The organism is Azospira restricta (assembly GCF_016858125.1).
Classification (GTDB): Bacteria; Pseudomonadota; Gammaproteobacteria; order Burkholderiales; family Rhodocyclaceae; genus Proximibacter; species Proximibacter restrictus.
The window spans coordinates 2,957,466-2,980,858 of sequence record NZ_CP064781.1 but is presented as its reverse complement, the minus strand read 5'-3'; the positions used below and the strand labels follow the sequence as shown (position 1 = coordinate 2,980,858).

Here is a 23,393-nt window from a genome sequence, read left to right as displayed (position 1 = left end):
GCCCCAGGAACGGCCAGCGTCTCGGCGGGGGGCGCGAACGCAGTGAGCACGGGGCGGGATTTCATCCCGCCTTGACCCAGGTCTTCACCGCCAGCCACAGCTTCCTGAGCGGCGTCAGCGAGGTCCGCTGCGTCAGTACCTGGCAGCCGTCGCGGCGGATTTCGTCGAGCAGCGTGCGGTAGATCGCCGCCATCACCAGGCCGGGACGCTGCGCGCGGCGGTCGCCTTCGGGCAGTTGCGCGAGCGCCTGTTCGTAGTAACGCTCGGCGCGCTCGATCTGGAATTCCATCAGTCGGCGGAACTCGTCGGAATAGCGCGCGTTGAGGATGTCGGCGGCCTTCACGCCGAACTGCTGCAGCTCGTCGATCGGCAGGTAGATGCGGCCGCGCCGCGCGTCCTCGCCGACGTCGCGGATGATGTTGGTGAGCTGGAAGGCCATGCCCAGGTCGTGCGCATATTTCTGCGTGCGGCGGTCCTGGTAGCCGAAGATCTCGGCGGCAAGCAGGCCGACGACGCTGGCGACGCGGTAGCAGTAGAGCGAGAGCGCCTTGAAGTCGAGGTAGCGCGACTGCGTGAGGTCCATCTCCATGCCGTCGATGATCTCCAGCAGCTGCTCCTGCGGCAGGTCGAACTGCGGCAGCACGCCCTGCAGCGCCTGCGTCACCGGATGGCCGGCCTTGCCGTCATAGAGCCGGGCGACTTCCTGCCGCCACCAGGCCAGCTTGGTGGCGGCGATCTGCGGGTCGTGGCATTCGTCGACGACGTCGTCGACCTCGCGGCAGAAGGCGTAGAGCGCGGTGATCGCGCGCCGCCGCTCGGGCGGCAGGAAGAGGAAGCTGTAGTAGAAGCTGGAGCCGCTGCCCGCGGCCTTCTGTTGGCAGTATTCGTCGGGGGTCATGTCCTACATCCTGAGGCTGCGGGCGAACAGCAGCAGCCAGTCCGGGGGAGTGAGCACGGGGCGGCGGCGGAAGACGTCGCCGCGCGCCCTGCGGGTCTTTTCGAGAATGCGCAGGCCGCCCTGCACGGTGACGCGGATTTCCCAGCCCATGCGGCCGGGGAGTGCATGCACCAGCGGCGCGCCGGAGAGCATCAGCGCCCGTGTGCGTTCGATCTGGAAATCGATGAGCGCCTGCCAGTTCTCGTTGCAGCGCCCGTCGGCGATCTGCGCTTCGTCGACGGCGAAGCGGGCGAGGTCGTCCTGCGGCAGATAGACGCGATCCTTCCGCCAGTCGACGGCGATGTCCTGCCAGAAGTTGGCCAGCTGCAGCGCGCTGCAGATCGCGTCCGAGCGTGCGAGATTCTCCGGTGTCGCGCAGTCGACCAGGTGCAGCAGCAGGCGGCCGACCGGATTGGCGGAACGACGGCAGTAGTCGAGCAGCTCGGCGTAGTCGGCGTAGCGGGTCTTCGTCACGTCCTGCGCGAAGGCATCGAGCAGGTCGCGGAACGGCGCGAGCGGCAGACGCCACTCGGCGATGGCGTCATGCAGCGGCCCGAACAGCGGATCGCCCGGCCGTTCGCCGCGTTCGATGCGATCGAGCTGCGCATCGTAGGCGGCGAGTGTGGCCAGCCGTTCGTCGGGCGCAGCGTACCCTTCGTCGGCGATGTCGTCGGCGCTGCGCGCGAAGCGATAGATGGCTTCGATCGGCTGGCGCAGACGAGCTGGCAGCAACAGCGAAGCGACCGGAAAATTTTCGTAGTGATCGACGGGCATGGTGGCTCGCGGCCAGTGCCTTGTTTTCATGGAAATTGGCTTGGGGCGCCGATTGTACAGGGCTCGCGCGGCGTCTACTACCTTTGGCGTAGACGCGGGCCGTTTCCTTGTTTGTGCCGGGCATCGCGCCTATAAAGGAATCGACTGATGCAGGCTATGTCGAATAGGTGCCGGCGTCAGGCGAGCCGGATGAGGGGCGGCGCACCAGTGCTGTGCAGTTATTCCCCAAGTGTTGAACCTCGATATTGGAGATTGTCATGAAATCACTACTTCAAGGCGTAATGCGCTTCCTGCGCGACGAAGAAGGCGTGACGGCGATTGAATACGGCCTGATTGCGGCGCTGATCGCGGTTGTCCTGATTATTGGTGCAACAGCGGCCGGGACGGCCTTGAATACACTGTTCACCAACCTTGGCACCTGCATCAGCACGCCGGCGTCTTGCCCGTATTCTGCTGGTGGTTAACAAAGAAGATAGCCGCTTCTGGCTTTGCCGACTGAATTTACATCGGCAGGCTCGAAGCGGCGTTTTTGACCTATCACAACACCGGCGCAAGCAGAGAGCGCAATGCGTATCCCGGATTTTCAGCACGACGAGGAAGCTGTCACTGCGATCGAGTACGCGTTCATCGCGACGCTGATCGCGGTCGTGCTGATTGCTGGCTTTGTCTTTGCCGGTGGGGCGTTGGGAAACCTCTGGCGTGCGCTGGGTGAGTGCGTGGTTTCGCTGGGCGGGAGCTGCACTCTGGGGTGACCTGAGCAGCCGTCCTGCCGGAGGGGAAAATGATGCTCGTGGGCGACGCAGGAGGGGGCGGAGCCGGGCTGATGGCGACGGTCTTCTTCCATTTGGTGCTTGTCGCATTGCTGCTGGCGGCGGCACTTACCGATTTTCGACACCATCGCGTCAGCAATCGTCTTGTTCTCGGCGGTTTGCTGGCGGCCTTTGCTTTCCATCTGGTTGTCCCGACGACCGTTGGGGTCTGGAGCGGCGTGCTGGGCATGCTGCTCGGTTTCGCGCTGCTGCTGCCGTTTTATCTGCTGCGCGGCATGGCGGCCGGGGACGTCAAGCTGATGGCGATGGTCGGCGCCTTCGTCGGCCCTGCTCTGACGTTCTGGGCGGTGGTAGCGACTTTCCTCATCGGCGGTGTTTGGGCAATCGTCGTCGTTGCACGCCGGAACGCCTGGGCGCGTCTGGCCGCCAACCTTCGCCATCTGCCGTCGCATGCGGGCGATATGCGGATGCCGGTCGGAGGTACCGCGTCGCTGGGCAGGATTCCTTATGCCGTGGCGATCGCCTGCGGAACCATCGCGGTGCTGGCGGTCGAACTGGTGTCGAGATGACGACCGTGGATGCCGGAATCATTTTTGCAGCGAATGAGAAATTTTTTTGTCATTCGTTGTCGGGCTGCTGCGAATGGAGTAGTCTGAAATCGAGAGAGAGGGCGCGGTCAAGGGATCGTTTCTTTCCGCCTGCCGCTCCAGGCCGATTGGCCAGCCATTAGCGAGGTGCCCATGTCTGACATGAACGTGGCACGAATGGAAAGCCCGCCGGAGTCCCGACAATCCGGCGATGCAGTCGACGCACCGGCTTCCGGTGAACGGCGACGCGGCGGCGCAGGCGATCCGCTGCCGGCGGCCCCCATGTCGCCGCGCAGTCTCGATGAGTGCGGCCTCGACCTGCTCTTCCTTGCCGACCTTGCAGGCAAGATCATCTTCCAGCGCGGCAAGATTTCACTGACCAGCCTGACGGCGCACATCTGCCTGCCGGCCGTGGTCGTTACCCCGGTGATCGATTTCATGCGCGGCGAGCATCTGGCCGAGATAGCGCGGCGCGGTGCCAGCGAAGGCGACGTCGAATACCAGCTCACAGAGGAAGGCAAGCGGCGCGCGATAGAGAGCTTGCGCCGATGCCAGTACGCGGGACCTGCGCCGGTGACGCTGCAGGCCTATACCGAGACGGTCGAAGTACATTCCGTCGGCGCGCTCGAAATCCACGCCGACGATGTGCACCGCGAGTATTCCGACCTCGTGATCTCGCAGCGGATTCTCGACTCCTTCGGCGCGGCGATGAATTCGGGCCGCGCCATCTTCGTCTACGGCCCGGCCGGCAGCGGCAAGACCTACATGGCGGAGCGCCTGTGTCGCCTGCTCGGCGGAACGATTGCGGTGCCGCATGCGGTAGTGGTCGATGGCGAGGTCATCCAGGTATTCGATCCGCTGGTGCACAAGCCGATACCGCCGGTGGAGCGCACCGAGCGCCTGATCGATCGCCGGCGCCAGCCGGACGCCCGCTGGGTGATATGCCACCGGCCGGTGGTCATGACCGGCGGCGAACTGACGCTGTCGATGCTCGACCTGCATTTCGACCAGAGCACCCGCTTCTATCAGGCTCCGCCCCATTTCAAGGCGAACAACGGCATCTTCATCATCGACGACCTTGGCCGCCAACTGGTGTCTCCGCGCGACCTGATGAACCGCTGGATCGTTCCGCTCGACCGTCGCTGCGACTACCTGGCGCTGCACACCGGCTACAAGTTTCGCGTGCCTTTCGACGTCGTCGTCGTCTTCTCGACCAACGTCAAGCCGACCGATCTCGCCGACGAGGCCTTCCTGCGCCGGCTCGGCTACAAGATTTTCATCGGGCCGGTGCCCGAGCACGATTACCGCGAGATCTTCGAACGCTGCTGCACGGAGTACGGCGTCCGCTTCGATGCTGCAGCCTTCGACTTTCTCGTCAAGGAAATGCATGTCCGCGCCAATCGCCCGCTGCTGGCATGTTATCCGCGCGACCTGGTCGGCCAGATCAGGGATTTCGCGATCTACGAGGGCAGCGAACGGGCGATGAGCGAGAGCACGCTGAAGCGGGCGTGGGCGAGTTATTTCGTGTCGGACCAGTGAGGACGGCCGAACGCGTCTTTCGGTGATGTGCTAGCGGCGGCCTTCGCGGTCGCGATTGGGGGACAACATGAAGAACATGAAGGCAATCGTGATGATAGGCATCTCGGTGGTGGCCGGGCTGGTCGCCGTGCTCGCCGCCGCCCGATGGGTCAGCCAGCAGACAGCCGTGAATACCAATCGCCTCGTCGTTTCGGTGGTTGATCTTCAGGTAGGTCAGCAGATCAATCCGGAGATGGTCAAGCTGGTGGATTGGCCGGCGGAGAGCATACCCGCCGGCGGCTTCTCCGACCTGACGACGCTCGCTGGCCGGGTAACGAAGATCGGGATCGGGCGCGGCGAGCCGATCCTGGAGTCGAAGCTGGCTCCGGTCGGTAGCCGTGCCGGCCTGTCGGCACTGATCGCCAGCGGCAAGCGGGCGATGACGGTGCGGGTGAACGAGGTGGTCGGCGTCGCCGGCTTCGCGCTGCCGGGGAACTACGTCGACATCATGGTCAACACGCAGGAAGAGGGGGGCAAGCCCGGCGACAAGGAGAAGCAGATTTCGAAGATCGTGCTCGAGCACATCCTCGTGCTGGCCGTGGCGCAGGAGGCCAGCCGCGACGAGTCGAAACCGAAGGTGGTCAATGCCGTGACGCTGGAAGTGACGCCCGAGGAGGCCGAGAAACTCGATCTGGCACGCAGCGTCGGGACGCTCTCGCTGGTGTTGCGCAACCAGGTGGAAGCGCAGCCGGTGAAGACGGAAGGAGCAACCAAGGGATCCTTGTTGTCGGACAAGGTCAAGCCGTCGCCGGCTGAGGTCAAGGAGGCGCCCAAGGCGGAGCCGCGGCGCAGCGCTGGCAAGCCGGCGCAGCAGGCGAGGAACTGTGTACAGGTGCTGAGAGGGGCGCAGTCTTCCCTCGAGTGCTTCTGAATTTCAATCCGGATGCGAAGGAGAACAATGATGGACTACCGGATACATTCGATGATCTGCGGCATGGCCCTGGCGTCGCTGGCGGTAGCGCAGCCGGCCGTGGAATATGGGGCAGTCGGGGCTCGCCAGGGGGCGGTGGCGGCGGGAGCAGGAACTGCGGTGGCGCCGGCGACCGGATCTGTCGCCGCGGTCGATCCTGGTACCGCAAGGCGGCGTGCTGCCGGCGGAGAAGGAGCGACTTCGCGTGCGGATGGGCCGAACTGCGTCGGAGAAATGGCAGCGCCGACGATGGTCGGTCTCGCCGTCGGCAAGTCGACGCTGCTGAAAATGCCTGAGCCCGTCGTCAAGCGCACCGTCGGCGATCCGGGGGTCGTCGAAACGCGTCTCGTCTCGCCGCAGATGCTCTACGTGCTGGGAATCGAGACCGGTTCGACCAACATGATCCTGCAAGGAAAGAGCGGACGCTGCGAAGTCGTCGACGTCCAGGTCGGGCTCGATGCGCAAGGGGTGGAAGCCAAGGTTCGGGAACTCTTCCCCGATGAGAAGGAAGTCAAGGTCAGGGTTGCCGCAAACAGCCTGGTCCTGACCGGTACGGCGTCGGACGCGATGGTGGTCAACCAGATCGTTCAGGTAGCCGGCGCCTACGTGCGAACCGGGCAGGGCGCTTCCGGCGGCGGCGCTGCGGGTAGCACCGCCGTTTCGCCTCGCATCGTGAACATGATGTCGGTGGCGGCGCCGCAGCAGGTGATGCTGGAGGTGAAGATCGCCGAGGTGTCGAAGGCGCTGATCGAGAAGCTGGGGGCCGAACTGAACATCGTCAAGGACAACGGCAGCTGGACCTACAGCCTGCTCTCCAGCTTCCTGTTCAGCCCGGCTGCCGGCGGCGGGATCGGCGTGGCGCACAAGCTCAGCAACCTGAACATCGAAGCCGAGGACTCCGAGGAGCTGGTCAAGATTCTGGCCGAGCCGACGGTGATGGCCATCAGCGGGCAGGAAGGCAGCTTCCTTGCCGGCGGCCGAATCTTCATCCCCGTCGCGCAGAACGCCGCAACTGGAACGGGAACGACGATCACCCTGGAGGAAAAGGAATTCGGCGTGGGGCTCCGGTTTACGCCGACGGTCCTGAGCGGCGACCGGATCAACCTGCGGGTGGCTCCTGAAGTTTCTGAAGTCAATCCGGAGGGGATCGGCGTTACCGTCAATGGCAGCCAGACGCTGCTGCCGTCGATCACCACGCGTCGGGCGGCAACGACGATCCAGCTGAAGGACGGACAGACGTTCGCCATCGGTGGGTTGGTCAGCAACAACGTCCGACACTCCATCAAGGCGTACCCGTTCCTTGGGGAAATTCCCGTGCTCGGCGCCTTGTTCCGAAGCAACAATTTCCAGAACAACCGTACCGAACTTCTGTTCGTCGTGACGCCGCGTCTGGTCAAGCCCTTGCCTCCGGGATACGCCTTGCCGACGGATGCCTACGTTCCGCCGGGCCGTGCCGGCCGGTTGGCGAACGGTCGTATGGAAGGGGCGCCGGAGCGCAGCGAAGACGCGATGCCGGCACCTGAGGCGTCGACTGCCGGGCAGGGCAAGCCCGCTGGTGGTTTCGAGGTGAAGTGAGGAGAACATCATGAAAGCATTTCAGACAGCATCCTCCGTCGGCATTCTGGCAGTCGTGTTTGCACTTGCGGGTTGTGGCAGCACCGCGTCGAGCGGCATGCAAAGCCGCACGCCGAATCTCGATGCCCAGTTCGGCCAGGCGGTCGAGATGGCCAAGGCGCAGCAGACGCTCAATCCGGACGCAAGCAAGAACCCGGATCCGGTGAAGGGCGTCGACGGGCGTGCCGCGCGCGAAGCGATCGAGCGTTACGAAGCGAGCTTCCAGCGTCCACCGCCGCAGCAGAATATCTTCAGCATCGGCGTTTCCGGTACCTCCGGCGGCGGGCAGTAGGTCGGCGCGGCGGCAGGCGGTTCGGTTGCGCGGCGGCAATGCAGTACAGGAGCACATCATGGCCAGGCATCATTCCTTGCGGGAGCGGCAACGCGGTGCGGTAGCGCTGATCGTCGGGCTGCTCTCCGTATTGTTCCTCTTCGGCATGATGGGGATCGCCATCGACCTGTCGTATCTGTATGCGCGCAAGACCGAACTGCAGAATGCCGCCGACGCTGCCGCGCTGAGCGGGGCAAAGGATCTCAACCAGACCGCGGCCGGTGTGAACAACGCCGTCGCCAGCGCGATCGCGACCTTCGGCCAGAACGCGGCGAACAACCTGATCCACGGCGAGGCGATCACTGCCGACAACCTCCGCTTCGGCAGTTGCGCCAACGCCGACGACCACCTTCCCGTGCGCGCACCGAGCTGTACCTTCGTCGATGCGACTACCGCGTCGGCGTCCGATTCGGCAGCTGCCAGCCTGACCTTCATCGAGGTCGATACCGGCGCAGCGAGCAACAAGCCGGTTTTCTTCATGCCTGTGATCGGTGGCCAGGACAACGCCAGCGCCTCCGGTTACGCGGTGGCCGGGCGCTATCTGGCCCAGGTCACGCCGATCGGCATTTGCGCGGTGACGACGACGCGGTTTGACAGCTACGCGCATGGCGAACTGCTGGAGTATGGTTTTCGCCGTGGCATATCGTACGACCTTATGTCGATGGGGCCGCTCGGCGCCAACAGCATTCCCTACCTGGTCAACCCGGTGGACACCGATCCGGCGACCTGCGACCCCTACCACTCCAGCGCCAATTTCACCGCGCCGTTCGTCTGCATGGGATCCAGCGCGGTCGGCCAGGGGGCCGGAACGGTGTTCGCCATCGGCAACACCGGCCTCTCCAACGTGATCGTCAGCGCGCTCAACTCGCGCTTCGGCCTGTACGGAGGTGCCGGCTGGGGAACCAACCAGTGCGACCCGCAGAGCGCGCCGCCGGACCGCAATGTCAAGCAGTTTTGCTACCGGACGCAAGGCAACAAATGCGATTGGCAGCCCAATGCCTCATGGGTTCCTTCGGGCGTCTCCGTGCATTCCGATTACGGTGAGGATCCGGACAATGCGGCGGCGTGGAATGTGGCCAACGAGCAGGCCTACCAGCCGGTGCAGCTGAACTCGACGACCAAGAAGCCTTGCTACAACGCTTCTCCGGGCGGGACGGGGTCGCCGGGAAACGCCTTTGTAGCCGCCAGCGGCTGCGGTAGCCTCAGCAGCGGACCGAACTACGGCACGTTGTGGGCCTACGGCCCGGCCTACCGCGCCAACCTGAGTGCGCCTGACGGTACCGGGGCGGCGTACACCGCCGCCGAGGCGAATGCGATCGGGCAGATGTACAACAACAGTGCGACGGCGATGCGCTACTTCGATACTGCCGTCTATCCCGCGACGTCGCCGTATTCGCAGACCAGCGGCCCCTTCTTCCAGGCACCGCCGTCCGCCCTCGGCGTCTCTGGCGTGGCCAACCGGCGGATCATCAACATCCTGATCATCGACTGCGACAACGTCACCGGCGGCGGCGCCTGCGGCATGCAGTTGCCGGTATTGGGCATCGGCCGCTTCTTCATGACCGTGATGTCGGATCCGACGGGCTCCCCGAAGCGGATTCCGGCCGAGTTTGCCGGCTTGGCGAACCCGGTACCGCTGGCCGAGATCAAGCTGTATCGGTGAGATCATGAGCGAATTGCGTAACACCACCCTCCCGATCTCGATCCGCAAGCGCTCCGGATGTCGCCGCGAATCGGGCGTCGCCGCCGTCGAGCTCGCCTTCCTCCTTGTCCTGCTGCTGCTGATGGCCGCCGGCACCTTCGAGTTCGGGCGGGGCTTCTGGTACTACAACGCACTGGCGAAGGCGACTCGTGACGGCGCGCGCGCGATGTCGATGGCGCCGAAGGCGACGATTTCGTCGGTGGCGGTCGGCGCTGCCCAGCCCCTGGTGGTCAATGCGGCCAACGGCGCCAACGTCGATCCGGTGCTGGTAGCCGGCAACGTTGATGTCACCTGCGACGGCAGTGCGTGCGTGGACGGAACGGCGCCGACCAACGTGCGCGTCGCGATTACCGGCTACAGCATCGATATCGGCGGCATCTTCCCGTTCTTCGATCCGGCGACCTATGGCGTCAGTTCGATCGCCGGCGTCAATCTGGCGCCGCATACGACGATGCGCTACATGAATTGAGCGTCCGACCATGAAACCGAATCGCCTGCCAGCCCATGCCGAATCCCGCCAGCGCGGGGCGACCGCGGTCGAGTTCGCGCTGGTCAGCCTGTTCTTCTTCACGCTGCTGCTCGGGATCGTCGAGCTCGGGCGCCTGATGTACGTGTGGAACACGGTACAGGAAGTGACACGGCGGGCGGCACGCGAGGCCGTCGTGCGCAATTTCAGCACCGATGTGGCTGATTTGCGGCGCGAAGCCCTTTTCAGGGTAGGCGCCAGCGGCACCGTGGTTCTGCCGGCTGCCGGCGAAATCAGCAACGCCGAGGTGCGTATCACCTATCTGGATGTTAACCAGGCCGTGGTCAGTCCGGCACCGACCGATCCCGCGGACAACCTGTCGGCGTGCGCCGATGCCAGCCGTGTCAGCAGCTGCATCCGTTACGTCCGAGCCGAGGTGTGCGACGCTGACAATTGCCAGGGGGTGTTCTACCGGCCCGTCATCGGCTTCCTGCTGGCGGTTGCCGGCGCCGATTTCCGTATTCGGATTCCGATTTCACCGGTCGTCATGCCGGCTGAAAGCATGGGCTTTGCACCGAGCTAGCAGGGGCGGAAAATGGGTTTCAGATTGAATATCAACGAACGATCCGGGAGAGTGTGGTGAATCTGGTTGTTGTCTCGAATACCCGTCAGACGCTGCGCGAAATTTGCGCCAACCTCGATGCGATGGAGGAGTCGATCGAGGTGACGCCGATCGAGGGCGGGCTGGACGATCTGGCGAACATCCCCGCCCACCAGGATCCGGAAGTGATGATCCTGGACTGCAGCGGCGGCGGATGCGGGCAACTCGAACGCGTCGAACAGCTACGCCAGCTCTATCCGGACATGGCCTTGATTCTCGTCTCGGAAAATCCTGCTCCCGATTTCCTGCTCGGAGCGATGCGCGCCGGCGTGCGCGAAGTACTGCCGCTGCCGGCGACAACGCCGTCGCTCGCCGCCGCACTCGGCCGGCTGGTCAGGAAGGCGAATGGCGCCGAGCGGCGACGTGGACGGATACTGACCTTCGTCGGCTGCAAGGGCGGTGCCGGCACCAGCTTCCTCGCCGCCAATCTTGCCTTCGTACTCTCCGAGCGCGCCCAGAAAGTGCTGCTGCTCGACCTCAATCTCCAGTTTGGCGACGCTGCGCTGTTCGTCTCCGACCAGAAATCGACCAAGACCATTGCGGATCTCGCCGAGGAGATCCATCGGGTCGATGCGGCCTTCCTCGCCTCCAGTGTCGTCCATGTCACCGGAACCTTCGACGTTCTGGCGGCGCCGGAGGATCCGGCGCGAGCGCTGGCGGTCAAGGCGGAGCACGTCGACACCTTGCTCCGTCTGGCGCGCCACCAGTACGACTTCGTCGTCATCGATGCCGGGCGCGGCCTCGACGCCGTCAGCCTGCGTGCGCTGGACCATGCCGACGTGATCTATCCGGTGCTGCAGCTGACCCTGCCGTTCATCCGCGACGCGAAGCGTCTGGTTGATGCCTTCCGTTCGCTGGATTACAGCCGTGACAAGGTGCGCATGATCGTCAACCGCTATCAGAAGGGCGGCGACATTGGCCTGGCCGACGTGCAGAAGTCGCTCGGCTACGCGGCGGCGCACGTGATACCGAACCAGTTCGATGCGGTGGCTTCGTCGGTGAACCAGGGGGTGCCGGTGCTCAAACTGGCGCCGGCGAGCACGGTGTCAAAGGCGCTGCTCGATATCGCGGCGACCTTGACCGATATCGAGAGCAACAACGTGGTGCGGGGAGGCTGGCTGGGCCGCTTCCTGGGCCGCAGTTAGAACGAGCTTTAGGAGCGAGTCATGTCCCTGAGAGAACGCCTGAGCGAATTCGAAAGCGGCAGCAGCCGCGCCGGCGAAAACCGTGCCGGCATGGGCAGCAAGTCGTATCAGGATCTGAAGGTGCGCCTGCATCAGAGCCTGCTGGAGCGGGTCGACCTGGAGCGGATGCAGCGGATCGGCAGCGACCAGTTGCGCGACGAGCTGAAGGATCTGGTCGAGCGTCTCCTTGAGGAAAGTGACGTTGTCCTCAACACCACGGAGCGGCAAAACCTGGTCCGCGACATCCAGTACGAGATGCTCGGCCTGGGACCGCTGGAGCCGCTGCTCGCCGACCCGACCATTTCCGACATCCTGGTGAACACGCACAACCAGGTCTTCGTCGAGCGCCGCGGCAAGCTGGAGCAGACCAACGTCAGCTTCTACGACGATGCGCACCTGATGAAGATCATCGACAAGATCGTCTCCCGCGTCGGTCGCCGCATCGACGAATCGAGCCCGATGGTCGACGCCCGCCTCGTCGATGGGTCGCGGGTGAACGCGATCATCCCGCCGCTGGCGATCGACGGGCCGATCCTCTCCATCCGGCGTTTTTCGGTGACGCCGCTGACGATGGCCGACATCATCGAGTTCAAGACCTTGACGGGGCCGATGGCGGAGATCCTGGAAGGGCTGGCGAAGGCGAAAGTGAATATCCTCGTCTCGGGCGGTACCGGTAGCGGCAAGACGACGCTGCTCAACATCCTGTCGGGCTTCATTCCTGAAGACGAGCGGATCATCACCATCGAGGATGCCGCTGAGCTTCAGCTGCAGCAGCCGCACGTCGTCCGTCTCGAAACGCGGCCGGCGAACATCGAGGGCAAGGGCGAAGTGGCGCAGCGGGCGCTGGTACGCAACGCGCTGCGCATGCGCCCCGACCGCATCATCCTCGGCGAGGTGCGCGGCCCGGAGGCGATGGACATGCTGCAGGCGATGAACACCGGCCACGAGGGGTCGATGGCGACGATCCACGCGAACACCGCGCGCGATGCGTTGACCCGCCTCGAGAACATGGTCGGCATGGCCGGGCTGAACCTGCCGTCGCGCGTGGTGCGGCAGCAGATCAGTTCGGCGATCTCGGTCGTAGTGCAGACCTCGCGGCTGACTGACGGCAAGCGCAAGGTGACCAGCATCCACGAAATCACCGGCATGGAGGGCGAGGTCATCACGATGCAGGAAGTGTTCGCCTTCCACCAGACCGGCATCGATGGCGCCGGCCGGGTGGCAGGCTATTTCGCCGCCAGCGGAGTGCGCCCGCGCTTCGTCGAGCGCCTGCGCACCTTCGGCGTGCAGGTTTCCGACAACCTCTTCGATCCGTCGCGGCATTTCGAATAGGCGAGGCGACAACCCGGGAGCCGGCTCATGGACTATCTCTTCTACCTCTTCATCGTGCTGATCTTCATCGCCGTCACGCTGCTGGCGGAAGCGGTGCTGATCTGGTGGAACACCACCCGCGGTCCGGAAGCGCAGCGCATCGCCCGGCGCATCCGACTGATGTCGGCCGGTGCCCACAAGGGCGACGACCAGCCGCTGCTGCTCAAGCAGCGCTTGCTCGCCGAAGCGCCTGCGCTGGCCAAGGCGCTGCTGCAGGTGCCGCGCGTGCATCAGCTCGACCGTCTGCTGGAGCAGTCGGGATTGCCGTGGACGGTCGGCCGCTTCTTCGCGCTGTCGGCGCTCGCCTTTGTCGTCGGCGTCGTCGTCGGCCGCATCCTGTCGCCGGCGCTCTTGTTCCAGCTTGTCGTCGGGGCCGCAGTGGCGTCGCTGCCGTTCTTCTACGTGCTGCGCAAGCGCCAGCAGCGGCTCGAAAAGTTCGAGGAGCAGCTGCCGGAGGCCCTCGACCTGATCGGCCGGGCGCTGCGTGCGGGGCATGCCTTCCCGAGTGCGCTGAAAATGGTCGGCGACGAGATGTCCGATCCGATCGCCAACGAGTTCCGCATCGCCTTCGACGAGGTCAACTATGGCATTTCGATGCAGGCGGCGCTGACCAACCTGGCGGTGCGGGTGCCCAGCATGGACCTGCGCTACTTCGTCATCGCCGTGCTGATCCAGCGCGAAACCGGCGGCAACCTGTCGGAAATCCTGAACAACATCAGCACCATCATCCGCGACCGCCTGAAACTGCTCGGCAAGATTCGCGTGCTCTCGGCCGAGGGACGACTTTCGGCGTGGATTCTCGGCCTGCTGCCATTCGCCACGGGTTTCATCATCTATCTGATCAATCCCGCCTTCATCGGCGTGTTGTGGACCGATGCGATCGGCCAGAGATTCATCGCCGGTGCGGCGATGATGATGCTGGTTGGCTTCGTCTGGATGCGCAAGATCATCCGCATCCACGTCTGATTCGGGATCGCCAGAGAAGAAAAAGGCCAAACCATGGATACCGCGAACACCCTGCAGATCATCTTCCTCATCCTGATCTTCCTCTTCGTGTTCGGTGTCGTGATGGGGGTCATGCTGCTGATGACGCCGAACCCCGTCCGTCAGCGGCTGCGCGAGATGCTCGGCAACGAACTGGAGGTGCCCAAGGTACCGCCGCAGGGCCAGTGGATCGAGCGTATCGTCAAGGCGGCGAGCCCGATCGCTCGGCTGCAGCTGCCGGAAACCGGCTGGGAAGGGTCGGCGTTGCGCATCCGCTTCATGAACGCGGGTTTCCGCAGCAAGACGGCGCCGACGCTGTTCTTCGCCGCAAAGATCATCTTCTCGGTCGGCCTGCCGCTGCTTTTCTTCTTCTACGTCACGCTCTCCGGTGCTTCGGTCAAGCCGCAGATGGTTTTTCTGCTGCTGATGCTGCTCGGCGGCTTCGGCTATTACCTTCCCAACGGCGTCCTTTCACACCTCGTCGAAACGCGGAAGCGGGAGATATTCGAGTCGTTTCCCGATGCCCTCGACCTGCTGACCGTCTGCGTCGAGGCGGGGCTGGGCCTGGATGCCGCGCTGCAGCGCGTGGCGGATGAAATGCGGCTGAAGAGTGCGCCGCTCGCCGAAGAACTGACCCTGGTCACCCTGGAGCTTCGCGCCGGCAGCAGCAAGGAAAACGCCTTGCGCAACCTGGCGCTGCGCACCGGCGTCGAGGATGTCGACACGCTGGTGGCGATGCTGATCCAGGCCGAGCGCTTCGGCACCAGCATCGCCGATTCGCTACGCGTGCATGCCGACACGTTGCGCACGAAGCGTCGCCTGCGCGCGGAGGAGGCGGCTGCCAAGATTGCGCTGAAGCTGCTCTTCCCGCTGATCTTCTGCATTTTTCCGACGATGCTGCTGGTGCTGCTCGGTCCCGGCTTCATCCAGATCTACCGCATCCTGCTGCCGACCTTGGCCGGGGCGCGTTGAAGAAACTTCCGGGCTAGGAGGTCATCATGGACAAACTGTCAGTTGCGGTGCAGGCGGCCCTGGCCGCGCTCGTGGTCGTCGGTTGCGCATCGGGTTCCGGTTCGGGAGGCTATGGCGGGTACAGCAGCATCAAACCGCTGCAGCGCGTCAGCAGTGAGGGCAGTGCCGACGCCTGGTACCAGCTCGGCCGCTACCATCAGGGACAGGAGCGTCTGGCGCAGGCCGAGCAGTCCTTCCGCCGCGTGCTGCAGATCGACGCCGGCCATGCCGAAGCGCACAACGCGCTCGGTGCCGTTCTCGCCGGGCGCGGCCAGCTGGCTGCGGCAGAGAGCGAGTTCCGGGCGGCGGCGCAGGCGGCGCCGAAGGCTGCCCATATCCAGGGTAACCTCGGCCGCATCCTGCTGTTGCAGGGGAAGACCGACGAGGCGATCCTCGTCCTCGAAGAAGGGCTGCGCCTCGATCCGAACAATCGCAGCGTGCGCACCAATCTCGCGAGCGCGCTGGAGGCGGCCGGCATCGTCGCTGCGCCGCGGCGTGCGATGGCGGCTGTCGATGCGGCGACACCGCCCGCTGCCGCTCCCTCGGCGACAACGGGCGTCGTCGTGTTGCCGGCGGTGCCGGTTGCCGATGCCCGCTCGGCGGTGAAGGTGGTCGAGCCGACGGTGCGCCCCGCTGCGGTTTCGGCCAGCCGCTTGAGCTATCAGGATGTCGGGGCACCGGGCGCGGTTGTCGTCGTGGTGGCGCGTGCTTCGGAAAGCGAGGTCCAGGTCGTGGTGCCGACGCGGGAGGCGGAGATTACGCAGGTAGCGGTGCGCGAGACGTCTGCGGCATCGCAGCCGGTGCCAGCAGAGGCGGCGGTATCGACGGTAAGCACATCGCCGCCCAGGGAGGGCGCGGTGGCCGAACTGAAGGCCACAGCCGCCGACACCATCCGGCCGGCGGCTGTGGTTGCCGCTGCGACTCCCATGGCGTCGCCGGTCGCCACACCGGTCGCGGCCCCGATTGCAGCCCCTGTGACGGCCCCTGTGACAGCTCCGATTGCGGCTCCGATTGCGGCTCCGATTGCGGCTCCGGTTGCGGCTCCGGTTGCGGCTCCGGTTGCGGCCCCGGTTGCGGCCCCGGTTGCGGCCCCGGTTGCGGCCCCGGTTGCGGCCCCGGTTGCGACCCCGGTTGCGACCCCGGTTGCGGCCCCGGTTGCGACCCCGACCCCGGCCGAGGCTCCGGCAACGATTCCGACCACGGTGCCAGCGGCCAGCCCGCGGCTGGTCCCGGGGCAGCCGCTGCTTGCGACGCCGACGGAACGTTTCCGCCTGGAAGTGTCGAACGGCAATGGTGTCGAGGGAATGGCCCGCCGGGTGCGCGGCACGCTGGCCGACAAGGGCTTCGGCCGGATCCGGGTCACCAACGAGAAGCCGTACCGCACGCGGGTGACCGTGGTGCAGTACCGCGAGGGCTTCGAGCCGCAGGCGAATTCGCTGGCTCGCCGCTTCCCGCAGTCGGCGAAGGTGATCTATCAGGCGAGGCTAGATCCGCGCGCCGATGTGCGCGTGGTGCTCGGTCGCGATCTGCCGCGCAGTTTTGCGCTCAACGGAAGCGATCTCGAGACGCCGGCGATGCTGGCCGCGGCCGGCGCGCAGTAGTGGGGTGGTGCGGACGGAGAGACTCGAACTCTCACGCCGAGGGCGCCAGAACCTAAATCTGGTGCGTCTACCAATTCCGCCACGTCCGCACGGCCGGAATTGTAGAGGATCGACTGCCGGGAAACCAGCTTGTCGTGTCCGTTTCGGGCGGCCGCCCCCGGCCGGAGGCATTGCCCGCTGCGGAATGCAGGAGGATCGTCATGATCCTGGTGCCGTTCGCTTTCTCCGTTCCTCGCGGTCGTCCGGCCCGGGGAATGTGGCGCGGCATCCTTGCGGCCGGCGGCATTCTTGCTGCCGTCTTCCTCGCGCTTTCCTGCCTGGCAACGCAGGCGCCGGTCGCCGACGACGGCGAGGCGCCGCAGGTGCGTGCGCTGCTCGCGCAAGCGTGGGCCAGCGAGGCCGGCCTGGGCGTGCATCGCAATCCGCTGGTCGCTTCCGCGCTCTACGGTCAGGCGGGAAAATTGGGCAGCGCCGAAGGCTTCTATCGCGCCGGCCGCATCCAGTTGTCGCTGGGTTTCGGCCCGGCGCAGCTGAACTATGCCGCCTGCCTCTTCGCGGCGGCGAGCCAGCTCGGCCACCACGAGGCGAGGGAAGCGCTGGAGCGCCTCAACGACGAGCTGCCGATGGCGTCGCTGGCCTGCGCCGAGGACACCGGCGCGATCCTGCAGATGGCGAATTTCGACCTCGACCGCTACGTCTCCGGGCTGCCGCCGCCGCGCCGGAAAATCGTCGCGCTGATCCGCCAGCTGGCACCGCGTTTCGGCATCGATCCGCGGCTGGCGCTGGCCGTCGCCACGGTCGAATCCAACCTCGACCCATGGGCAGTCTCGCCGAAGCGGGCGATGGGGGTGATGCAGCTGATCCCGGAAACGGCGGAGCGCTTCAACGTGAAGCGGCCGTTCGACGCCGAGCAGAACATCCGCGGCGGCCTCGCCTACCTGCGCTGGCTGCAGCAGTACTACCAGGGCGACACGGTACGCATGGTCGCCGCCTACAACGCCGGTGAGGGGGCGGTGGACCGCTATCGCGGCATTCCGCCGTACATGGAGACGGTGCTCTACGTGTCCCGCGTGCTCGGCTTTTCCGGCCGCAGCCTTGCTGCGCTGCCGGCCGCAGCGGCCGGTGCTTCGGCCATTGTGTCGGCAAAGTGAAATATGGAAAAGCGTTTGCGTTTCCCTAATGGAATGGAATAACCTGTCCGCGTCTGATCCACAGCGATCTGTATCCCGCTAGAAACCTCTCGCAGCGGCGCCGGCGGCAGCTGGCGCGGCATCCTGACTGGGGCTTGAATGGACACGGTAAGTGGCACGGCTGAGAAATGGGAAGTCCCGCGCTCGGCGATCTTTCCCCACGATCCGCTGGCTGACTGCCTGGCGATCCTGACCCGCTACTACCAGCAGCCGTTCTCGACCGAAACCCTGGTATCCGGCCTGCCGCTGGTCGACGGCCGCCTGACGCCCGAGCTCTTCGTCCGTGCCGCCGCGCGCGCCGGGATGTCGGCGCGGGTCATGCTGCGCGGGCTGGACGACATCTCGCCGAGCACGCTGCCGGCGTTGCTGCTGCTCAAGTCGCGCGGCGCCTGCGTCGCGCTCCGCTGCAGCGAGGATCGCAGCAGCTGGACGCTGCTGCAGCCCGAATCCGGTGGCGAAGTGGTGATGTCCGCCGACAAGCTCGCCGCGCTCTACGACGGCAGCGTGATCTACGTGAAGCCCGGCTTCAAGTACGCCGAGGAGGCCGCGCACGCCGCGGTGCCCAAGCCGCAGCACTGGTTCTGGGGCGTCCTCAGGTATGCCTACCCGATCTACGGCGAGGTGCTGGTCGCCTCGTTCCTGATCAACGTCTTCGCGCTGCTGACGCCGCTGTTCATCATGAACGTCTACGACCGGGTGGTCCCGAACGAGGCGTACGAGACCCTGTGGACGCTGGCGATCGGCCTGTTCATCGCCTACTGCTTCGACTTCGTGATGCGCGGGCTGCGCGGCTACTTTCTCGATCTCGCCGGCAAGCAGATCGACGTCATCCTGCTGTCGTCGATCTTCGAGCGCATCCTGGCACTGCGTTCGGCGGTCCGCCCACGCTCGATCGGCAGCCTCGCCAACCATCTGCACGAGTTCGAAGGTTTCCGCGACCTGATGACCGCGGCGTCGATCTCGACCTTGATCGACGTGCCATTCGCCGTGCTCTTCCTGCTGATCATCTGGTGGGTCGGCGGCTGGGTGGTGGTCGTTCCGCTGGTGTTGATCCCGGTCGCCATCGCCATCGGCGTCCTGCTGCAGCCGACGCTCTCCGACCTGGTGCGCAAGGTGATGCAGGCGACCACGCAGAAGCAGGCGATGCTGATCGAGACGCTGGGCGGCGTCGATACGCTGAAGTCGCTCGGCGCCGAAGGCTACTTCCAGCGCAAATGGGAGCAGGCGGTCGGCGAGATCGGCGAGCGCGGGCTATCGTCCAAGCTGCTGTCGGCGGTCATCACCAACCAGGCCGCCTTCCTGCAGAACCTGGCGGTCGTGCTGGTCGTCATCGTCGGCGTCTACCAGATCGGCGAGCGCAACGTCTCGGTCGGCGGCCTGATTGCCTGCACGCTGCTGGTAACGCGGGCGATGATGCCCTTCTCGCAGATCGCGGCGCTGATGACGCGGATGTACCAGGTGAAGGTGGCGCTGCAGGGCATCGATGCGATGATGAAGATGCCGGTCGAGCGGCCCGCCGGCAAGAGCTTCGTCCGCCGCGCCGGCTTCGAGGGCAACATCGAGTTCCGCGGCGTCTCGTTCTCCTATCCCGGCCAGGAGATCGGCGCGCTCGACAACGTCTCGTTCCGCGTCAAGGCCGGCGAGCGGGTCGGCATCATCGGCCGCGTCGGATCGGGCAAGACGACGATCGAGAAGCTGATCCTCGGCCTCTACCAGCCGGGTTCCGGCTCGGTCTGGATCGACGGCATCGACCTGCAGCAGATGGACCCGGTCGACATCCGCTACAACATCGGCTACGTGCCGCAGGACGTCTTCCTCTTCTCCGGCTCGGTGCGCGAGAACCTGATGCTCGGCGGCCTCTTCGTCGACGACGAGGCGATGCTGCGCGCGGCCGAGATCGGCGGCGTCATGGACATCGTCCGGCGCCATCCGAAGGGACTCGACATGCAGATCGGCGAGCGCGGCGAGAGCCTCTCCGGCGGCCAGCGCCAGGCCATCGCGATCGCCCGCGCGCTGATGCGCGACCCGCCGCTGCTGCTGCTCGACGAACCGACCAACTCGCTCGACAACCGCAGCGAGGAACTGTTCAAGGCCCGGCTGGAGAAGCATCTGAGCGCCCGCCACACGATGATCCTGGTGACGCACCGGGCGTCGATGCTGAGCCTGGTGGACCGGCTGATCGTCCTCGACAGCGGACGCATCGTCGCCGACGGAGAGAAGAAGCACGTGCTGGAAGCGCTGTCGGGAGGCAAGATCCGTGTCTAGGCAGGCACTGCTCGAAAAATTCAGGGCATGGCTCGATGCCGTGCTGTTCCCGAGCGCGGCGGCGACCCCGGAGGAGCGGGCCGAGGCGCGCTTCATGCCCGACCGCCTGGCGGCGTTCTTCATGCGGCCGCCGCGCGCCTCGTTCCTGATCGTCCGCGGCTCGCTGGCGCTGCTGCTGGCTTTCCTGATCTGGGCGGCGCTGGCCAACCTCGAGGAAATCACCGTCGGCGACGGCAAGGTCATTCCGTCGAGCCACGTGCAGGTCATCCAGAACCTCGAGGGCGGCATCGTCAGCAAGATTCCGGTGCGGGTCGGCGACGTCGTCCAGCGCGACCAGGTGGTGCTGAACATCGATCCGACGCGCTTCTCCTCATCGCTCGGCGAAACCAAGGCCAAGTACCACGCGCTGCTGGCGCGGATGGCGCGGCTGACGGCGGAGGCGAACGGCGCCCCCTTCTCGGCGCCGAACGAGGTGATGAAGGAGAACCCGCAGATCCTGCGCGAGGAATTCGCCCTCTACAACGCGCGCCAGGCCGAGATCGAAGCGACGCTGTCGGTGCTCCGCCAGCAGGTGCAGCAGCGGCATCAGGAACTGGTCGAGAAGCGGGCGAGGGCGCAGCAGCTCGCCGAGAGCTTCCGGCTGGTCACCGCCGAACTCGAATTGACGCGGCCGATGGCCAAGCAGCAGGTGATTTCCGACGTCGAACTGCTGCGCCTCGAGCGCCAAGCGAACGACATCCGCGGCGAGCTGGACGCGACGCGGCTGGCGATTCCGCGCATGGAGGCGAGCCTGCACGAGGCCAACAGCAAGCTCGAGGGCGCGCAGGCGAAGTTCCGCTCGGACGCCGGCGTCGAGCTGTCGCAGGCGCGTGCCGAGTTCGAGAGCCTGAGCGCCTCCAGCGTCGCCGCCGAGGACCGTCTGGCGCGGACCACGGTGCGCTCGCCGGTCGCCGGCGTCGTCAAGTCGATCAAGGTGACCACCGTCGGCGGCGTCATCCAGCCGGGGATGGAGGTGATGGAGATCGTCCCGATCGAGGACAATTTGCTGATCGAGGCGAAGATCCGGCCCTCCGACGTCGGCTTCCTGCGCCCGGGGCAGAGCGCGATGGTCAAGGTGACCGCCTACGATTTCTCGGTCTACGGCGGGCTCGACGCGACGCTGGAAACGATCACCGCGGACTCGATCACCAACGACAAGGGCGAGAGCTTCTACCTCGTCCGCGTGCGTACCAAGGCCAACCATTTCGGCGCCTCGAAGGAGCGCCTGCCGATCATCCCCGGCATGCTGACCACCGTGCATATCCGCACCGGCGAGAAATCGGTGCTGTCCTATCTGCTGAAGCCGATCATCAAGGCCCGCAGCGAAGCGCTGCGCGAACGCTGAGCTAGAAGTACCCGTCGGGATTCCGGGGCGCGCCCGGAATGACGACGGTTTGCATCAGCCGGGGGCGGGTTGGCTAAACTACTGTCCGCCTACGCCTTCACCCACTCGCTCGGTTTGCTGATGCCGTAGCCCTGCAGCGCATCGATGCCCAGCGTGGCGAGCAGCGTGGCGATCTCGGCAGTCTCCACCGCTTCGGCGACGACGATGATGTCGAGGCCGTGTGCGATCTTGACCACCGACTCGACGAAGAAGCGATGGTCCTTGCTGTCCACGATGTCGGCGATGAAGCTGCCGTCGATCTTGAGGCAGTCGATGCGCGTTTCGCACAGGTAGCCGAACGAGGTGAAGCCCTTGCCGAAGTGGTCGATGCTGGTGCGCGCGCCGGTGGTGCGGATGCGATTGACCCAGTCGCGCAGCGCCGGCAGGTTCTCCACGGCGCCGTACTCGGCGATCTCGAAGATCAGCTGCGGTGCGATGTCCGGCTGCTGGCGGAGCTCCTCGACCAGCCAGGCGACGAATCCTTCGTCGCCGATCGAGCTCGGGAACAGGTTGATCGCGATCGGGCCGCCCAGCTGGTTGCCGCCGCGCAGCCGTTCCATCACCTCGCGGATGACCAGGCGGTCGAAGTCCTGCACCAGCCCGAGACGCTTCGCCATCGGCAGGAAGACGCCGGCCGGGACGACCGCACCCGTGTCGTCGACCACCCGCAGCAGCACCTCGTGATGGTTGTTGGCGTCGACGCTGTCGGCCTGGCGGATCGCCTGCGTGAACAGCACGACCCGCCGGTCGTCGAGGATGCGGCGCAGGATTGCCGACCATTCGCTGGCAGAGTGGGTCTCTTTCGCCGCCGCGCGGATGCCGTTGGGCATCTGCCACGCGTTGGCCCCCTTGGTCTGCGCGGCGCGCAGCGCGGTATCGGCCTCGGCGAGGAAGTCGGCGACGCTCTGGCCATGATAGAGCGCGACGCCGGCATGCGCGATGTCCAGCGTCTTGATCAGGCCGTTATCGTGCAGGCGCGGCAGGGCCTGCATCAGCTGCTCGACGAAGTCCTCGGCGTCCTGCTCACTGACGTCCGCGAGCACGATCGCGAAGTCGGCGCCGGCGATGTGGGCAGCGAAATGGTCGATGCCGGTCAGGCGGTCGCCGTGCTCCTGGATCAGCTTGCCGACGCCTTCGAGCAGGGCGTCGACGCGCGCGAAGCCTTCCTGCTCGTTGAGCTGCTTGAGATCCTTGACCTCGAGCAGGACCAGCGCGCCGGTCAGGAAGCGGTCCTCCTGGCCGATCAGGTGGCGCAGCTGCATGTCGAAATAGCGGCGGTTGGCGAGCCCGGTGACGTGGTCGCGGTAATTCTCGGCGCGCATCCGCTCCATCGCCGTGGCCTGCTCCTCGAACATTTCCCGGACCTTGGTCGTCATCCGGTTCATCGCATCGACCACGCTGCGCAGTTCCAGCGTCCACGGACGGCGCGTCTGTACCGGGAACTCGCGATCGCAGATCGCCTTGGCCTGGGCCTCGACGGCGCGCAGCGGACGCAGCACGAAATGCAGCGAGATCACGCCGAGCAGGAAGGTGACGATCGACGAGCCGAGGAACCACCAGAACGATTCGATGCTGTTCGACCACAGCGTGACGTAGGCGTGTCCCGGGCTGGCCGAGACCTGGATGGTGCCCGCCTGCTGCCAGCCGGCCATGATCAGCGCCTCGCCGCGCGGCGTTTCCAACGGGAACCAGCGGATGAACCAGTCCGGAACGGCGTCGATGCGCGTCGGCGCGACCCGCTCGACGAGCGGCCGGTTTTCGATGTCGTAGATCTTCACCTCGCGGTAGTAGCCGCTGTCGAAGACCGCATCGACCATGCGCTCGACGATGACCAGCTCATTCTCCGCAAAATGCGGCGACAGCGTCAGGCCGAGCGAGGTGGCAGTATCCTGCGAGATCGTTTTCAGCTGCTCGGAGAGATAGGTCTGCGTGTTGTGCACGCTGATCGCGAAGGTGCCGGCAAAGAGCAGGACGAACAGGATGACGATGACGAGGATGAGCTGGCGTAGCAGTGTCATTTTTTTCTCCTCATGA

The 23,393-nt window shown here is 65.5% G+C and carries 21 protein-coding genes and 1 tRNA gene; 18 read left to right on the top strand and 4 right to left on the bottom strand.

Annotated features, from left to right (window positions below; all coding sequences use genetic code 11):
- Nucleotides 1-61 precede the first annotated feature (61 nt).
- Both hpnD and hpnC read right to left on the bottom strand, forming a co-directional pair.
- Entirely contained in the window at nucleotides 62-898 is an 837-nt protein-coding gene (gene hpnD, locus IWH25_RS14360) for a presqualene diphosphate synthase HpnD (protein WP_203386456.1), read from the bottom strand.
- Nucleotides 899-901: 3 nt separating this feature from the next.
- Nucleotides 902-1,711, bottom strand: a complete 810-nt coding sequence (gene hpnC, locus IWH25_RS14355) for a squalene synthase HpnC (RefSeq protein ID WP_203386455.1) — start codon at nucleotides 1,709-1,711, stop codon at nucleotides 902-904.
- 257 nt (nucleotides 1,712-1,968) lie between these two features.
- Between hpnC and IWH25_RS14350 the strand changes: the two genes are divergently transcribed.
- From IWH25_RS14350 to IWH25_RS14280, 15 genes are all read left to right on the top strand, one after another.
- Complete coding sequence (locus IWH25_RS14350) at nucleotides 1,969-2,175, top strand: Flp family type IVb pilin (RefSeq protein WP_203386454.1); 207 nt, start codon at nucleotides 1,969-1,971, stop codon at nucleotides 2,173-2,175.
- A gap of 102 nt (nucleotides 2,176-2,277) precedes the next feature.
- The gene (locus IWH25_RS14345; RefSeq protein ID WP_203386453.1) at nucleotides 2,278-2,463 is read left to right on the top strand and encodes a Flp family type IVb pilin; all 186 of its coding nucleotides are present in this window, start codon (nucleotides 2,278-2,280) and stop codon (nucleotides 2,461-2,463) included.
- A 71-nt stretch (nucleotides 2,464-2,534) separates the two neighbouring features.
- On the top strand, nucleotides 2,535-3,050 hold the full coding sequence (locus IWH25_RS14340) for an A24 family peptidase (RefSeq protein WP_203386452.1): 516 nt from the start codon (nucleotides 2,535-2,537) through the stop codon (nucleotides 3,048-3,050).
- Nucleotides 3,051-3,350: 300 nt separating this feature from the next.
- Nucleotides 3,351-4,607 (top strand): ATP-binding protein, encoded by a 1,257-nt coding sequence (locus tag IWH25_RS14335; protein ID WP_203386451.1) that lies wholly within the window; start codon nucleotides 3,351-3,353, stop codon nucleotides 4,605-4,607.
- 67 nt (nucleotides 4,608-4,674) lie between these two features.
- A complete protein-coding gene (gene cpaB / locus IWH25_RS14330) occupies nucleotides 4,675-5,517 on the top strand; it encodes a Flp pilus assembly protein CpaB (protein ID WP_203386450.1) in 843 nt (280 codons plus the stop codon).
- A gap of 30 nt (nucleotides 5,518-5,547) precedes the next feature.
- A complete protein-coding gene (locus IWH25_RS14325; protein ID WP_275403818.1) occupies nucleotides 5,548-7,131 on the top strand; it encodes a type II and III secretion system protein family protein in 1,584 nt (527 codons plus the stop codon).
- Nucleotides 7,132-7,141: 10 nt separating this feature from the next.
- Nucleotides 7,142-7,462: a hypothetical protein gene (locus tag IWH25_RS14320; protein ID WP_238998911.1), complete on the top strand. Its 321-nt coding sequence runs from the start codon at nucleotides 7,142-7,144 to the stop codon at nucleotides 7,460-7,462.
- A gap of 58 nt (nucleotides 7,463-7,520) precedes the next feature.
- Nucleotides 7,521-9,164 carry a pilus assembly protein TadG-related protein gene (locus tag IWH25_RS14315; RefSeq protein WP_203386449.1) on the top strand — a complete coding sequence of 548 codons (1,644 nt, stop codon included), beginning with the start codon at nucleotides 7,521-7,523 and terminating at the stop codon, nucleotides 9,162-9,164.
- Nucleotides 9,165-9,168: 4 nt separating this feature from the next.
- Nucleotides 9,169-9,672: a TadE/TadG family type IV pilus assembly protein gene (locus IWH25_RS14310; RefSeq protein ID WP_203386448.1), complete on the top strand. Its 504-nt coding sequence runs from the start codon at nucleotides 9,169-9,171 to the stop codon at nucleotides 9,670-9,672.
- A gap of 10 nt (nucleotides 9,673-9,682) precedes the next feature.
- On the top strand, nucleotides 9,683-10,252 hold the full coding sequence (locus IWH25_RS14305) for a TadE/TadG family type IV pilus assembly protein (protein WP_203386447.1): 570 nt from the start codon (nucleotides 9,683-9,685) through the stop codon (nucleotides 10,250-10,252).
- Between the two features lie 56 nt (nucleotides 10,253-10,308).
- Entirely contained in the window at nucleotides 10,309-11,475 is a 1,167-nt protein-coding gene (locus tag IWH25_RS14300; protein ID WP_203386446.1) for a CpaE/TadZ family protein, read from the top strand.
- Between the two features lie 21 nt (nucleotides 11,476-11,496).
- Nucleotides 11,497-12,846: a TadA family conjugal transfer-associated ATPase gene (locus IWH25_RS14295; protein ID WP_203386445.1), complete on the top strand. Its 1,350-nt coding sequence runs from the start codon at nucleotides 11,497-11,499 to the stop codon at nucleotides 12,844-12,846.
- A gap of 27 nt (nucleotides 12,847-12,873) precedes the next feature.
- On the top strand, nucleotides 12,874-13,851 hold the full coding sequence (locus tag IWH25_RS14290; protein WP_203386444.1) for a type II secretion system F family protein: 978 nt from the start codon (nucleotides 12,874-12,876) through the stop codon (nucleotides 13,849-13,851).
- 33 nt (nucleotides 13,852-13,884) lie between these two features.
- Nucleotides 13,885-14,841, top strand: coding sequence for a type II secretion system F family protein (locus IWH25_RS14285; RefSeq protein WP_203386443.1), 957 nt, complete (start codon nucleotides 13,885-13,887; stop codon nucleotides 14,839-14,841).
- A 26-nt stretch (nucleotides 14,842-14,867) separates the two neighbouring features.
- Nucleotides 14,868-16,481: a LytR C-terminal domain-containing protein gene (locus tag IWH25_RS14280; RefSeq protein ID WP_203386442.1), complete on the top strand. Its 1,614-nt coding sequence runs from the start codon at nucleotides 14,868-14,870 to the stop codon at nucleotides 16,479-16,481.
- Between the two features lie 5 nt (nucleotides 16,482-16,486).
- Here the strand turns inward: IWH25_RS14280 and IWH25_RS14275 are convergent.
- Nucleotides 16,487-16,570 (bottom strand) — tRNA-Leu (locus IWH25_RS14275).
- Between the two features lie 165 nt (nucleotides 16,571-16,735).
- On the opposite strand from IWH25_RS14275, the gene IWH25_RS14270 reads away from it, so the two are divergent.
- The 3 genes from IWH25_RS14270 to IWH25_RS14260 all read left to right on the top strand — a co-directional run bounded on the left by IWH25_RS14270 (nucleotide 16,736) and on the right by IWH25_RS14260 (nucleotide 21,320).
- Nucleotides 16,736-17,632 carry a lytic transglycosylase domain-containing protein gene (locus tag IWH25_RS14270; RefSeq protein WP_203386441.1) on the top strand — a complete coding sequence of 299 codons (897 nt, stop codon included), beginning with the start codon at nucleotides 16,736-16,738 and terminating at the stop codon, nucleotides 17,630-17,632.
- 138 nt (nucleotides 17,633-17,770) lie between these two features.
- The gene (locus IWH25_RS14265) at nucleotides 17,771-19,936 is read left to right on the top strand and encodes a type I secretion system permease/ATPase (RefSeq protein ID WP_203386440.1); all 2,166 of its coding nucleotides are present in this window, start codon (nucleotides 17,771-17,773) and stop codon (nucleotides 19,934-19,936) included.
- Nucleotides 19,929-21,320, top strand: coding sequence for an HlyD family type I secretion periplasmic adaptor subunit (locus IWH25_RS14260; RefSeq protein WP_203386439.1), 1,392 nt, complete (start codon nucleotides 19,929-19,931; stop codon nucleotides 21,318-21,320). The genes IWH25_RS14265 and IWH25_RS14260 overlap by 8 nt, the downstream gene beginning before the upstream one ends.
- 89 nt (nucleotides 21,321-21,409) lie before the next feature.
- On the opposite strand, the gene IWH25_RS14255 is transcribed toward IWH25_RS14260, so the two are convergent.
- Nucleotides 21,410-23,377: a bifunctional diguanylate cyclase/phosphodiesterase gene (locus IWH25_RS14255; RefSeq protein ID WP_203386438.1), complete on the bottom strand. Its 1,968-nt coding sequence runs from the start codon at nucleotides 23,375-23,377 to the stop codon at nucleotides 21,410-21,412.
- Nucleotides 23,378-23,393 lie beyond the last annotated feature (16 nt).

Excerpts from the sequence above, each read along its gene's own strand:
- hpnD (WP_203386456.1), bottom strand. The coding sequence starts at position 898 with ATGACCCCCGACGAATACTGCCAACAGAAGGCCGCGGGCAGCGGCTCC.
- hpnC (WP_203386455.1), bottom strand. The coding sequence starts at position 1,711 with ATGCCCGTCGATCACTACGAAAATTTTCCGGTCGCTTCGCTGTTGCTG.
- IWH25_RS14350 (WP_203386454.1), top strand. The coding sequence starts at position 1,969 with ATGAAATCACTACTTCAAGGCGTAATGCGCTTCCTGCGCGACGAAGAA.
- IWH25_RS14345 (WP_203386453.1), top strand. The coding sequence starts at position 2,278 with ATGCGTATCCCGGATTTTCAGCACGACGAGGAAGCTGTCACTGCGATC.
- IWH25_RS14340 (WP_203386452.1), top strand. The coding sequence starts at position 2,535 with ATGGCGACGGTCTTCTTCCATTTGGTGCTTGTCGCATTGCTGCTGGCG.
- IWH25_RS14335 (WP_203386451.1), top strand. The coding sequence starts at position 3,351 with ATGTCGCCGCGCAGTCTCGATGAGTGCGGCCTCGACCTGCTCTTCCTT.
- cpaB (WP_203386450.1), top strand. The coding sequence starts at position 4,675 with ATGAAGAACATGAAGGCAATCGTGATGATAGGCATCTCGGTGGTGGCC.
- IWH25_RS14325 (WP_275403818.1), top strand. The coding sequence starts at position 5,548 with ATGGACTACCGGATACATTCGATGATCTGCGGCATGGCCCTGGCGTCG.
- IWH25_RS14320 (WP_238998911.1), top strand. The coding sequence starts at position 7,142 with ATGAAAGCATTTCAGACAGCATCCTCCGTCGGCATTCTGGCAGTCGTG.
- IWH25_RS14315 (WP_203386449.1), top strand. The coding sequence starts at position 7,521 with ATGGCCAGGCATCATTCCTTGCGGGAGCGGCAACGCGGTGCGGTAGCG.
- IWH25_RS14310 (WP_203386448.1), top strand. The coding sequence starts at position 9,169 with ATGAGCGAATTGCGTAACACCACCCTCCCGATCTCGATCCGCAAGCGC.
- IWH25_RS14305 (WP_203386447.1), top strand. The coding sequence starts at position 9,683 with ATGAAACCGAATCGCCTGCCAGCCCATGCCGAATCCCGCCAGCGCGGG.
- IWH25_RS14295 (WP_203386445.1), top strand. The coding sequence starts at position 11,497 with ATGTCCCTGAGAGAACGCCTGAGCGAATTCGAAAGCGGCAGCAGCCGC.
- IWH25_RS14290 (WP_203386444.1), top strand. The coding sequence starts at position 12,874 with ATGGACTATCTCTTCTACCTCTTCATCGTGCTGATCTTCATCGCCGTC.
- IWH25_RS14285 (WP_203386443.1), top strand. The coding sequence starts at position 13,885 with ATGGATACCGCGAACACCCTGCAGATCATCTTCCTCATCCTGATCTTC.
- IWH25_RS14280 (WP_203386442.1), top strand. The coding sequence starts at position 14,868 with ATGGACAAACTGTCAGTTGCGGTGCAGGCGGCCCTGGCCGCGCTCGTG.
- IWH25_RS14270 (WP_203386441.1), top strand. The coding sequence starts at position 16,736 with ATGTGGCGCGGCATCCTTGCGGCCGGCGGCATTCTTGCTGCCGTCTTC.
- IWH25_RS14265 (WP_203386440.1), top strand. The coding sequence starts at position 17,771 with ATGGACACGGTAAGTGGCACGGCTGAGAAATGGGAAGTCCCGCGCTCG.
- IWH25_RS14255 (WP_203386438.1), bottom strand. The coding sequence starts at position 23,377 with ATGACACTGCTACGCCAGCTCATCCTCGTCATCGTCATCCTGTTCGTC.